The 13,113-nt window shown below is 47.2% G+C and carries 10 protein-coding genes; 7 read left to right on the top strand and 3 right to left on the bottom strand.

The annotated features are described in order from the left end of the window. The first annotated feature begins 1 nt into the window (after position 1). Positions 2-769, top strand: a complete 768-nt coding sequence (bioH, locus tag R7R24_RS11745; RefSeq protein ID WP_005384724.1) for a pimeloyl-ACP methyl ester esterase BioH — start codon at positions 2-4, stop codon at positions 767-769. 124 nt (positions 770-893) lie between these two features. Then, positions 894-1,358, top strand: a complete 465-nt coding sequence (locus R7R24_RS11740; RefSeq protein ID WP_005379316.1) for a hypothetical protein — start codon at positions 894-896, stop codon at positions 1,356-1,358. A 104-nt stretch (positions 1,359-1,462) separates the two neighbouring features. Here R7R24_RS11740 and R7R24_RS11735 read toward each other — a convergent pair whose 3' ends face one another. Next, positions 1,463-3,784 carry a Tex family protein gene (locus R7R24_RS11735; protein WP_005379317.1) on the bottom strand — a complete coding sequence of 774 codons (2,322 nt, stop codon included), beginning with the start codon at positions 3,782-3,784 and terminating at the stop codon, positions 1,463-1,465. 229 nt (positions 3,785-4,013) lie between these two features. Between R7R24_RS11735 and R7R24_RS11730 the strand changes: the two genes are divergently transcribed. The 5 genes from R7R24_RS11730 (at position 4,014) to envZ (ending at position 9,248) form a co-directional block, all read left to right on the top strand. Then, positions 4,014-5,894, top strand: a complete 1,881-nt coding sequence (locus R7R24_RS11730) for an ATP-dependent zinc protease (RefSeq protein ID WP_155486323.1) — start codon at positions 4,014-4,016, stop codon at positions 5,892-5,894. A 117-nt stretch (positions 5,895-6,011) separates the two neighbouring features. Beyond that, positions 6,012-6,503, top strand: coding sequence for a transcription elongation factor GreB (greB, locus tag R7R24_RS11725; RefSeq protein WP_005379321.1), 492 nt, complete (start codon positions 6,012-6,014; stop codon positions 6,501-6,503). Between the two features lie 105 nt (positions 6,504-6,608). Next, positions 6,609-7,004 carry a DUF1090 domain-containing protein gene (locus R7R24_RS11720; protein WP_017635004.1) on the top strand — a complete coding sequence of 132 codons (396 nt, stop codon included), beginning with the start codon at positions 6,609-6,611 and terminating at the stop codon, positions 7,002-7,004. Positions 7,005-7,133: 129 nt separating this feature from the next. Continuing rightward, positions 7,134-7,853 carry a two-component system response regulator OmpR gene (gene ompR, locus R7R24_RS11715; protein WP_005379333.1) on the top strand — a complete coding sequence of 240 codons (720 nt, stop codon included), beginning with the start codon at positions 7,134-7,136 and terminating at the stop codon, positions 7,851-7,853. A gap of 102 nt (positions 7,854-7,955) precedes the next feature. After that, positions 7,956-9,248: a two-component system sensor histidine kinase EnvZ gene (gene envZ / locus R7R24_RS11710; protein WP_017820700.1), complete on the top strand. Its 1,293-nt coding sequence runs from the start codon at positions 7,956-7,958 to the stop codon at positions 9,246-9,248. Between the two features lie 72 nt (positions 9,249-9,320). Here the strand turns inward: envZ and R7R24_RS11705 are convergent, their stop codons facing one another. Both R7R24_RS11705 and recG read right to left on the bottom strand, forming a co-directional pair. Next, positions 9,321-10,709, bottom strand: a complete 1,389-nt coding sequence (locus R7R24_RS11705; RefSeq protein ID WP_005379335.1) for a uracil-xanthine permease family protein — start codon at positions 10,707-10,709, stop codon at positions 9,321-9,323. A 228-nt stretch (positions 10,710-10,937) separates the two neighbouring features. Then, a complete protein-coding gene (gene recG, locus R7R24_RS11700) occupies positions 10,938-13,019 on the bottom strand; it encodes an ATP-dependent DNA helicase RecG (RefSeq protein WP_182038430.1) in 2,082 nt (693 codons plus the stop codon). Between the last annotated feature and the right edge of the window lie 94 nt (positions 13,020-13,113).

Below are 13,113 nucleotides of genomic sequence, written 5' to 3'. Positions count from 1 at the left end.
CATGAGCACGAAATTACACTGGCAGTCATTTGGTCAGGGACCAGATTTGGTATTACTTCATGGTTGGGGCATGAATGGTGCGGTATGGCAGCAGACAGTCGAGTCTCTTCAACCTTATTTCCGAGTTCATGTGGTTGACCTTCCGGGGTACGGGCATAGCGCCGAATCGCATGCCGAAGATTTAGACCATATTGCTAACCTGGTGGTGCAAGGTGCGCCAGAGAAAGCGATTTGGCTTGGTTGGTCCCTCGGAGGTTTAGTGGCGACGCATGTGGCGTTAAATATGCCCGAGCGCGTGGCTAAGTTGATTACGGTTGCCAGCTCACCAAAATTTGCCGCAGAAAAACCGTGGCGCGGCATTCAACCGAATGTACTGAGTGCGTTCACCTCTCAGTTGCTAGAAGATTTCTCACTAACCATTGAGCGCTTTATGGCGTTGCAAGCGATGGGCAGCCCATCAGCGCGTAAAGATGTTAAACAGCTCAAGCAAGCGGTACTATCGCGCCCTCAGCCAAACCCTGAATCGCTGTTGGTTGGGCTAAACATCCTTGCTGATGTGGATCTGCGCGATGCGTTGACGTCTCTTTCTGTTCCAATGTTGCGTCTTTATGGCCGTTTAGATGGGTTGGTGCCAATTAAAGTAGCTAACGATTTGAGTGAACAGTTGCCTCATACCCAGCAGTTTGTTTTTAATCAGTCCTCTCATGCGCCTTTTATCACCGAACATGACGAATTTTGTGTTCAAATCCGAGAGTTTGCTCACGATTGAGCAAGTGCGAACGGAAATACCTCAAGTTGTTTAAAAAGTGGTCGACATAAAGACTGGTGAGGTTTTATTAGCCAATAAAGCTAAGCCATATTGACGAGTTGGGCGACTCTGAGGAGGGTTCGCAATGATTGTGTCACCGACCAACGTAAGTGTGCCACTGATCGCCCCATCCGTGAATGTGCAGACGGAACAAGCAGCTCGCGACAATAAAGTCCGAGAGCCTGTAACGCCAACGGTCGCATTGGCCAAAACCAATGCAGAGCGAAAAGTAAAAGGTGATGACAAGCGCCGACGTCAGTCTTCTTGGGATCCTTCAGAGCATCCTGATTATGATATGGAAACGGAAGTCGACACGCGTTATCAAGAAGAGCCGGAAGATACACTAGAACGGCTTTTTAGTTTGCTTGCGCTCAAATCGTATAGTGAAGACCAGGGGAAAGGCTACGCGATCCGCTTTCGCTTACCAAAGCGCATTTTGGATGCTGCGATCAATGAAGGATTAATGGAAAAGCGCAGGAAGGTGATCAAGTTTCATTATGGTCATGCAGTCGCTCCCCATACCCCGTCAGAAGTGATAGCAGTATTATGACGACTCAATATCCTACTCAAACAAAAACGCTCCAAGCAGGTTGACTGATTGGAGCGTTTTCTTTTTAGTTATGAAAGCTCGTTAGCGGTGAAGCCTAGGTAAGGTTACTTTTTCGCTTTAGCAAACGCTGCAGCAAACGCACCGCCCATCGCGCTGTTCGATGACGAATCATCACGGCGAGGCTGACGACGCTGCGGTTGGTCATTACGACGTGGCGCTGCTGATGAGCGTTGGCTGCGGTTGTCTTGACCCGGTTCGTCGTTCATACGCATCGATAGACCAATACGCTTACGCTGCACGTCAACTTCCATCACTTTCACTTTGACGATGTCGCCCGCTTTCACCACTTCACGTGGGTCAGACACGTAACGATCTGTCAGTGCAGAGATGTGTACGAGACCATCTTGGTGAACGCCAATATCAACGAAGGCACCGAAGTTGGCTACGTTTGATACCACACCTTCTAGAATCATGCCCGGTTCCAAGTCAGATACCGAGTTTACACCTTCTGCAAAGGTCGCCGTTTTGAATTCTGGACGTGGGTCACGACCCGGCTTGTCTAACTCTTTGATGATGTCTGTAATGGTTGGAACGCCGAAGTTATCGTCGGTGTAATCGACCGCATGCAGACCTTTAAGGAAGCTTGAATCACCAATCAGTGCTTTGATGTCTTTGTTGTTCTTCTCAGAAATTGCTTTGACCACCGGGTACGCTTCTGGGTGAACCGCAGACGCATCAAGTGGGTTCTTACCATCCATGATTCGTAGGAAGCCCGCACACTGCTCGAACGCCTTAGGACCTAAACGAGGTACTTTCTTCAAGGTTGTACGTGCTTCAAAGCGACCGTTTTCATCGCGGAAGTCGACAATGTTCTGCGCGATGGTGCTTGATAAGCCTGCTACGCGTGTTAATAGTGCGGCAGAAGCGGTGTTCACATCAACACCAACCGCATTTACACAGTCTTCCACAATCGCATCTAGGCGTTTTGCCAACATAGATTGGCTTACATCGTGCTGGTATTGACCCACACCAATAGATTTCGGATCAATTTTCACGAGTTCAGCCAATGGATCTTGCAAACGACGTGCAATCGACACTGCACCACGCAGTGATACGTCCATATTCGGGAACTCTTTTGCTGCAAGCTCAGACGCTGAGTAAACCGAAGCCCCCGCTTCACTTACTATGATCTTCTGAACTTTCAGGTTGCCACGTTTGATGACGTCTGCGACAAAGCTGTCGGTTTCACGTGAAGCCGTACCGTTACCAATCGCAATCAAATCCACGTTGTACTTACGCACCAACTGCTCAACGATTTGTGCTGACTTGTCGTATTGTTTTTGTGGTGGGTGAGGGTAGATGGTTTCGGTTGCAAGCACTTTACCTGTTGAGTCGACAACCGCGATTTTTGAACCTGTACGCAGACCCGGATCGAGACCAAGTGTTGCACGAGGGCCAGCCGGTGCTGCCATCAACAAGTCTTTTAGGTTAGTGGCGAATACTTCAATCGCTTCGATTTCAGCGCGCTCTTTCATTGCGCCCATTAGCTCGGTTTCCATGTGCATCGATACTTTGATGCGCCATGCCCAGCTGATCACTTGCTTACGCCAGGTATCCGCAGGTGCGCTGCTTAGCGTTACGCCATAATGGTCGGCGATAATCGTTTCGCAGTAAGACTGACGAGCGCCTTCTTCCTGTTCTGGATCAGCGTTCATCGCCAATGTCAGGAAGCCTTCGTTACGGCCACGCAACATCGCCAGTGCTCGGTGCGATGGCACTTTGCTTAGGGGCTCGTTGTGGTTGAAGTAATCTTTAAACTTCTCGCCTTCTTGCTCTTTGCCTTCAACGACTCGTGAGACCAGTTCCGCATTGCGATTTAAGTGGTTGCGAATTTTTTCCAGTAAGTTTGCGTCTTCTGCGATGCGCTCCATGATGATCGCGCGAGCGCCATCCAATGCAGCTTTGGTGTCTGCGATGCCTTTGTCTGCATCAAGGTATTTGCTTGCTTCGCTTTCTGGCTCGGTTTGTGGGTGATTCCAAAGCTGATCTGCGAGCGGCTCAAGACCAGCCTCAATCGCGATCTGACCTTTCGTACGACGCTTGGGTTTGTAAGGTAGGTATAAGTCTTCAAGACGAGTTTTGCTGTCTGCCTGCGCGATCTCTTGTTCTAGCTCTGGCGTCAGTTTGCCTTGCTCTTGGATTGATTTGAGGATGGTTTGACGGCGATCATCCATTTCACGAAGGTAAGACAGACGGCTGTCCAAAGTACGAAGCTGGGTATCATCAAGGCCCCCCGTCACCTCTTTGCGGTAACGTGCAATAAAAGGGACAGTGTTGCCATCATCAATTAGGGTGACAGCGGCGTTGACTTGCTCTGGGCGAACATTCAGTTCTTGAGCAATCATGCGACAGATAGCTTGGCTCATCCGTGTTTTCTCTTTTAATTCGGTTTTGGTTGTATAGAACATTGGGGTCGTTCGAAGAATTTGCAATGTTTTAAATTAACGAGGCAAAAATTTACCGGGCGCTGGTGGACATCAGTCAGATTTATGTCAAAACTGTAATTAAATTGAGAACTTATATCCGCAGTTATCGACTAACCTAATTCCACGGTTGTTGATATCACTAAATGTACCTCGGCTTATACGGATAATCATGATGAAAAAAATGTCTTTGGCGTTAGCGCTTACGAGTGCCTTACTTGTCGCCCCGCTTAGTTGGGCGCAGTCTATCTCAGGAACCACACAAGCTCCCGTTTATCAGCTCGATAACAAATTGGTACTAGGGCGTGTGGAGAGCGTCTACTACAGTGACATTCCGGAACTAAAAGCGGTGCCATTTATTGGCAAGATTGATACTGGTGCAGATACGACATCGATGCATGCGGAGAATATCCATGTCAGTAGCTCACACCCAGATTACCAAGATTTGAAAGATAACGAGTTACTTTGGGCGATTGTCGATGACTTAGGTGGTACGAAGGCAAAGTGGGACGCCGACAGCTTTAAGCCATATCAAGTAAAGGTTAGCTTTACGGTTCCTCACCCTTATACAGGGAAGGAAATACAGATTACCGATGATCTGGAAAGAGTGAGCGCGATTCGCAGTCGAACAAGCAAAAAGCCCATCCTACGCCCGACAATAAAAATGCCGATGACAATCGCTGGTCACACCGTTGATACGGAAGTGAACCTGACCAAGCGTACGCAATTCTCTTCTCCTATCTTGATTGGTAAAACCTATCTCGATGATAACGCATGGGTCTTCGCTGGTTACGATTACCTTCAAGAACAGCCACTCGCAAAAATGATTGGCAAAAAAGAGACGGTTGAAGTCGAAGGTGTGCCATATAAGATCAGCATCTCAACTTCTAGCCGTTATACCAACGTCCATGCACTGGACATCAAGGTAGACAAAAAGCATAACGAAGTCTCTTTTATGTTAGAGGGCGAGAATGGCAAGCGTCATCCAATGACATTACCCTTGGTACGAATGCTGAAAACGACCAAAAGCGAGCGCCCTTTAGTCTATTTACCCGTCAAAGTCGGCGAAAATGAAACTCAACGTTGGTTGGTGTATCTGCGTGATCGCAGTAAGTTCAGTTCGCAAATTCGCTTAGGTCGGGACGTCGCGAGTCAGCACTTTGTTATTGATACGGACAGAGAAAATCTACTGGGTGGCGTAGAAAAAACGTTCAAAAGCGCACTCAAATCAAAACCTCTTGTCGTTTCACCAGAAGAACAGGTCACCATTGATGGTTATACCGTCCCTGCTTACCCCACTTTTACTGTGAAAACGCCATTACTGCGTGTAAATGGGTTTGAAGTAACAGAAAAAGGTAAGGATGAGTCCGTCACGTTTTATTTAATGAACGATGAGGGGAAAGAAGAAAAAATCACCAAACCAGTGTTGAAAAAGCTCAAGGTTGGCAGCGCGGTTCGCCCTGTTGTCGAAGGAGACTTTCTTCTCGGTAGAAAAGACACATCAATGAAGTTTGCGCTCGATGTGCTTGATGAGGGTGACACTCAACCCTTTTTCGTCTTTGGTCATGACATAGCCAAGGGTGGTGTGTTGCTGAACACTCGCGCAGACCATCTACTAGATGCAAGGCCACTTTTCAAAGCTGGCCATATCGAAGTGGCTGAAGTTGAGGGGATGTCTTTCCCTGTGAAGTTAGACACGGGTGCAGATGTAAGCTCAATCAATGCTAAGAACATCAAGCAGTTTAAGAAAGACGGCAAAGACATGGTGAGCTTTACCTATGAGAACGATCTTGGCATGAAACAGGCGTTTACCAAGCCTGTTGTTGATGTCATGCGTATTAAAGCGAAGAAAGGTGAGAAAGCGAACGTACGCCCTGTGGTTGAAATGCATGTTAAGCTTGGCGAATTAGAGAAGAAGATCCGAGTCAACTTACAGGACCGAGGTCGCTTCCATTACAGCATGATTTTAGGTAAAAACTTCCTAAAACATGGCGCGGTTGTTTCGAGTGATACGAATTACATCGTGACGCAAAAACCGGATTACGAAAAGTAACACTCTGGCCGCCTTATCACCTTGATACCCAAAGCCTGAACAACATTGGATCTTTGGGTATATCATCTCCTTAATGCTGCCAAAGAGCAGCATTTTTTAGTTGAGATAGGAGTTAATTTGAAAACTAAGCTGATTACACGAGAAGGTTACAACAAACTCAAACAAGAGCATGATTACCTTTGGAATGAAAAGCGCCCGGAAATCACCAAGATCGTCACTTGGGCTGCGAGCCTGGGCGATCGCTCAGAAAATGCGGATTACACCTTCAATAAACGTTTACTCCGTCAGATCGACCGTCGTGTCCGCTTCCTTCGTAAATTCCTGCCAGAAGTCACGATCGTTGACTATTCTCCGCAACAAGAAGGCAAAGTCTTTTTTGGTGCATGGGTGGAAATAGAAAATGAGGCAGGAGAAGTGAAAAAGTTTCGTATTGTCGGGCCTGAAGAGATTTACGGCGATGCGAAAGACTACATCTCTATCGATTCACCTATGGCGCGAGCGATGTTGAAAAAACAAGTGGATGAAGAGTTCACGGTACGCACCCCAGAAGGTGAAAAAGAGTGGTTCATCAACTCAATTGAATATACTCAACCGGCCTCGGAAGACTGAGGCTTTATCACCGATTCAAGTCTCATGAAGTTCACTAGAAGTGACTTGGGTCTCAACGTCAGAATATTTGGTATAAAGGCATGGTGCCTTTCTCGGAGAAGTAAAATGAACAAAGCAGTCATGTGTAGTGCTGCACTAACAATAGGATTCTCACTTTCAGTTTTTGCTCAAGATGAAGTGAAAGGCTGTGACGCTAAAGAGTTAGCGGTAGAGCAGCAGCTTGAGTATGCAAAAGCGCAAGGTAATGAGCATCGCATTAAAGGCTTGGAGCAAGCACTTTCCGCTATCCAGAATGAATGCTCGGAAGGTGAGCTGCGCCAAGAGCTGCAAGCAGAAGTGGAAGAAAAGACTAAAGAAGTTGAGGAGCGAGAGGAAGAATTAGTCGAAGCTCAGCATTCAGGGAAAGCAGACAAAATTGAGAAAAAACGTCACAAGCTGGCTGAGGCACAGCAAGAGCTGCTTGAGGCCAAACGTGAACTGGAATGGAATTATGGTCAATAGTAGGTGCTGAAAATACCTGCTAGAGAGAGAATAAAGCGCTTAAGATAAAAAGAGTAACAATTTGCTTGAGCACGTTAGGAAAAACAGTGATACATTTTCGACAATAGACGCTTCTGAAAGGATGTTTCAATGCAAGAAAATCATAAAATTTTAGTGGTTGATGACGATGCTCGTTTACGTGCTCTATTGGAGCGTTACCTTTCTGAGCAAGGTTTTCAGGTACGAAGTGTCGCCAATGGCGAACAGATGGATCGCCTACTAACGCGCGAAAACTTTCACTTAATGGTGCTAGACCTAATGTTGCCTGGTGAAGATGGATTGTCAATTTGTCGTCGTCTACGCCACGCGAACAACATGTTGCCAATTTTAATGCTCACCGCGAAAGGTGATGAAGTGGATCGCATCGTGGGTCTTGAGGTAGGGGCGGATGATTATTTGCCAAAACCGTTTAACCCACGCGAATTGTTGGCTCGCATCAAGGCAGTATTACGCCGCCAAACTGTAGAGTTGCCGGGTGCACCAAGCACGGAAGAAAAAGTGGTGGAGTTCGGGGAATTCCGACTCAATCTAGGCACTCGCGAGATGTTCCGCGGTGATGAGGCAATGCCACTCACCTCTGGAGAGTTTGCTGTTCTCAAGGCGCTCGTGATGAATGCACGTGAGCCAATGTCACGAGATAAATTGATGAACATGGCGCGTGGCCGTGAATATTCTGCAATGGAACGCTCTATTGACGTACAAATCTCACGCTTACGTCGCATGTTAGAAGACGATCCGAGCAAGCCGCGCTACATTCAAACCGTGTGGGGCCTAGGTTATGTTTTCGTCCCAGACGGCAAAGAGGTGTAATCTCTTCACTCCATAGCCAGCACTTGGCTATAGCAACTTCAGCCTTCATTACCTTCCCTTTGAAGGCTGAAATTTCGCGATTAGGACCACTAGGAACGTTCCATGCGCATCCGAAGTTCACTGACACAATCTATTCTGCTGTTCATCTCTTTGCTTCTCGCGAGCCAAGTTTTCTCTTACTACGCCGTTTTTAACTACGCGTTGATGCCGAGTTTGCAGCAGTTCAATAAAATTCTCGCCCATGAGCTCAATTTGGTGCTTGATGATGAAGGACCTTTAAAGTCTGATGCACCGTTAAGGCGTCAATTGTTAGAAAGATTAGGGGTGACGGTTCATAGTCTCGATAGCGATAAGGCGATTGAATTTCATCACGCAATGTCGATTGATTTGATGTCTGAAGAAATGAGCCAAGAGCTGGGTTCGCCCACAGAAGTGCGCTTATTGCTTGGCGATGAAAGTTACATTTTGTGGATGCACATCGAAAAGTTGCCGAACTCCATCATTCGTATTCCGTTATCTGAGCTGCAAGAAGAAGATTTTGCCCCGCTGTTTCGTAACAGCTTGATTATGGCGCTGCTGATCATTGCAGGTGGTTGGTTGTTTATTCGTTTGCAAAACCGTCCACTTTTGGCTTTAGAGAGAGCCGCGAAAGACGTCGGTCGAGGTGAGATCCCGCCCCCCTTAGCAGAGAAAGGCGCATCGGAGATTCGCTCTGTAACTCGAGCCTTTAATCAAATGTCGAAAGGTATTCAAGAGCTAGAAGAAGACCGAGCCTTATTAATGGCAGGGATTAGCCATGACTTACGAACACCTCTGACGCGTATTCGCCTAGCGACAGAAATGATGTCTCCTGAGGACAGCTATCTTGCGGAGGGGATCATTAGCGATACGGAAGAATGTAATGAGATCATCAGTCAGTTTATGGATTACCTCAAACCGGTGAACCAAGAATCGTTTGAAGCGGTTGATATCAGTACGATTGCCAGTGACGTCGCCAGTTCTGAAGGTGGTTATGAGGTTGAAATTGAAACAGATCTTAATCTTAACTTGCCGCCAGCCAAAGGAAGTGCGATTGCGATTAAGCGGGCGATCAGTAACTTAGTTGTGAATGCGCTACGTTATGGCAATGGCTGGGTCAAAATCAGCACTGGTGTGACAGCAGATAAGCAGCTAGTGTGGATTTCAGTAGAGGACAACGGACCGGGTATCGAGCATTCTCAAATCGCGAGGTTATTTGAACCCTTTACGCGTGGTGACACCGCTCGCGGTAGTGAAGGCACTGGGCTAGGGTTGGCGATTGTGAAGCGTATAATCAGCCAGCATTCAGGTTCTGTGGTGATGCGTAATCGCAGTGAAGGCGGTTTAATCGCTCAAATCAGCTTTCCTACCAAGTAAGTCGATGGCCCGCACCCTTTAAAACAAAAAGCCCAACCTAAATAGGTTGGGCTTTTCTTATTCTCAATAATCTTAAGACTCTTTCACTTCCTGAGGAAGTTCATCTTCGTCTTCCAGTTTCTCTGGCAGAAGTAGATTTAAAATGATCGCAGTGATACCACCTGCTGCAACACCAGTTGAGAAAATACTCTTAATAAATTCTGGCATAAATTGCAGGATCTCTGGTTTTTGCGCGATACCAAGTCCCATTGAGAAGGATAAGGCCATGATCAGAATTGCGCGGCGATCGAGCTCAACACGAGAGATAATACGTACACCAGCGGCAGCAATCGTACCAAACATGACAATTGTTGCGCCGCCAAGTACTGGCTCAGGAATCAGCTGAACAAAGCTAGCGACGCCAGGAAACAAGCCAAGAATCACTAACATGCCAGAAATAAAGTAACCCACGTAGCGGCTCGCGACTCCTGTTAGCATGATGATGCCGTTATTCTGGCTAAACGTTGAGTTCGGGAAGCTGTTGAAAACGGCTGCGATTGCAGAGTTTAAGCCGTCTGCTAACACACCGCCCTTAATGCGTTTCATGTACACTGGGCCTTTTACTGGCTCACCAGACACTTCAGATGTTGCGGTAATATCACCGATGGCTTCTAGTGCGGTAATAAAGAAAATCAGTACCAGCGGAATGAACAGAGACCAGTCAAACGATAAGCCATATTGCATTGGTACGGGCAGTGCTACGATCTCGGTTGCGCCTAGCTGAGAAGTATCTACCATCCCCATAAAATACGCCATGATGTAGCCCACTAGCATCGCAATCACGATTGAAGCCACACGGATGTATGGGTTTTTCGAGCGGTTTAAAATCACAATTAATCCAAGTACCGTCCCAGCCAGAGCAAGTTTGTCTAAGCTGCCGAAGGTTCCTTCATTTAATGCTGCGTAGCCACCGCCCATTGATACTAAGCCGACTTGAATCAGTGTGAGACCGATAAGAGTGACGACGATGCCTGAAACAAGCGGAGTGATGATTCGGCGGGCATGCTCCAACACGCGAGATAGAAAAATTTCTGCAAATGATGCGACTAAAATCGTACCAAAAATGGCAGCCATCATGGTACTGATGTCTGCTCCACCGGCTTTCAGCGATAGGCCTGCACCAATAATAGGACCTAAAAAGTTAAAGCTGGTGCCTTGAACAGAGAGCAAACCAGAGCCAATTGGGCCAACGGTGCGAATTTGAATAAACGAAGACACGCCTGACGCAAACAAAGACATGCTGATGATGGTATTCGTTTGGTCTGCTGGTACACCCAAAGACTGACAGATGATCAGTGACGGAGTGATAACCGCGACGAACATCGCCAATAAGTGCTGAAGTGCGGCAAAAATGGTTTGAGGCAAAGGTGGTCGATCGTTGAGTTGATAGACCAGTTCCGAAGATCGGTTTGAAGTTGTCATTGTTTGTCTCGCTAGTCGCAATATTTCCCTAGTTCTCGCTGAATGGGAGAGCAGGGTGGAGTTGACGTCGTTACCTGTGATTGCTGTTAATCAGAGTCAACTCAGGTTGGTGGAGTGTGATCTAACACACTTAAAAATTTTGTGCGCGATTATAGAGAGATTTTCTCAAAAAGCAAACGTTTGCTTTTGGCGTATTAAAAAACGAGCCATTTGGCTCGCTTTCAATCATTACGCTTTGGAGTAAATATCCCGCTCACCCAACCAGCGATCGATAATCGCTGTTGCGTTAGTCGGGTAATTGTCATGAATATGACGCGCAATACGCTGAACTTCGGGAATCAGGCGTTGATCTCGAACTAAGTCTGCGATTTTGAAATCAGCAAGACCTGTCTGCTTTGTACCCAATAGTTCTCCAGGGCCGCGAATTTCTAGGTCTTTCTGCGCAATGACGAAGCCATCGTTACTTTCACGTAGTACTCCGAGACGTTTTTGCGCGGTTTTTGACAGCGGAGAGTGGTACAGCAGCACACAATGGCTAGCAACGGAACCTCGGCCCACGCGACCTCTTAACTGGTGTAATTGTGCCAAACCAAGACGTTCAGGGTTTTCTATGATCATCAAGCTAGAGTTTGGCACATCCACACCAACTTCAATCACTGTCGTTGCGACCAGCAAATGCAGTTTATTGTCTTTGAAATCTTGCATCACCGCTTGTTTCTCTGCCGGTTTCATTCGTCCGTGTACTAGACCAATTTTTACGTCCGGTAGCTTACGTTGAAGCTCTTCTGCGGTATCTGCCGCGGCTTGCGCTTCTAATACTTCCGACTCATCAATCAGGGTACACACCCAATATGCCTGCTTGCCTTCGTTTAAGCAGGCATTTCGGACACGTTCGACGATATCATTGCGTTTGGTATCTGGAATCGCGACAGTCTGGATTGGTGTTCGACCTGGCGGTAACTCATCAATCACCGACGTTTCTAAGTCAGCATAAGCAGTCATGGCTAACGTTCGCGGAATCGGCGTTGCTGTCATGATGAGCTGATGTGGATAGGCGCCTTGTTTTGCGCCTTTTTCACGCAATTCTAATCGCTGATGGACACCGAAGCGGTGCTGTTCATCAATGATGACCAAAGCAAGGTGATGAAATTCAACGTGCTCTTGGAATAGCGCGTGAGTACCCACTACCATTTGCGCTTCACCACTGGCAATACGAGCCAGCTCGGCTTCCTTTGCCTTACCTTTGAGTTTGCCCGCTAACCAACCGACTTGAATGCCCATTGTTTCAAACCAGTTTGCGAAGTTGATAGCGTGTTGCTCGGCCAATAGTTCGGTTGGCGCCATGAGTGCCACCTGATGGCCATGCTCAATGGCTCTAACAGCGGCCAAAGCGGCAACCAATGTTTTCCCCGAACCAACATCGCCTTGCACTAATCGCATCATTGGATGCGGTTTTTCTAGATCGGCTTCAATCTCTTGTACTACTCGGGTTTGAGCGTTTGTAGGAGAGAAAGGCAGTTGGGCTAAAAGCTGCGTTTTTAGTTTATGACAAGGACCGAGAGGTAGCGCTGAATCCTTCTGACCTTTGCTACGCACCGCCAGCATCGATAAGTTTTGTGCGAGCAATTCTTCCATGATCAAGCGGATTTGGGCAGGATGTTTGCCTTCGTCAAACTCATCTAAATTAATGGTTGGTGGTGGGCGATGAATGGTGTGCAGCGCTTGCGACATCGTGATTTGATGGTCATACAACCCAGCTGGAAGTAATTCCTGCACTGCGGTTTTATCAAGCAGGGCTAAAGCTTGTTCGGTAAGGTTGCGCAATGTGATTTGACGTAAACCATCGGTGGTGGGATAAACAGGGGTTAAGCTCTGTTCTACATCGGGCTTTTGCTCGCTAACGTAAAACTTGTAGTCAGGATGAACAATTTCCAAACCCATGCCACCGCGCTTAATTTCACCGTAAGCATGTACTAACTTACCTTGCGTGAAATTGTTCTTCATGGCTGCGGTAAAGTTGAAAAAGCGCAGCGTGATAGTGCCATTACCGTCGCTGATTTTTACCGTTAGCATTTTGCGCTTACCGAAGATGGTGTCGACTGCCATGACCTTACCTTGCACGGCCGCCCAAAGGCCAGCATGCAGTTTGGCAATAGGGTAAATACGAGTACGATCTTCGTAGCGTAACGGAAGGTGAAACAGCAAATCTTGAACGCTATGTAAGCCAACTTTGGCGAGTTTTTCTGCGACTTTCGCGCCAACTCCAGAAAGGGAGGTTAATGGGACGGCAGATAACATTTGGGCGGGCATAGAGGGCTCAAGAAAATGGTTAACATAGCAGTATGTTAACCATGGAGCTGTGTTTTTGTACAGGAAAAAATAGTCATGCTTTAGTTAGTGTCAT

The sequence above is a fragment of the Vibrio sp. 704 genome (genome assembly GCF_033339295.1).
This window is presented reverse-complemented; position numbering and strand designations above follow the sequence as displayed.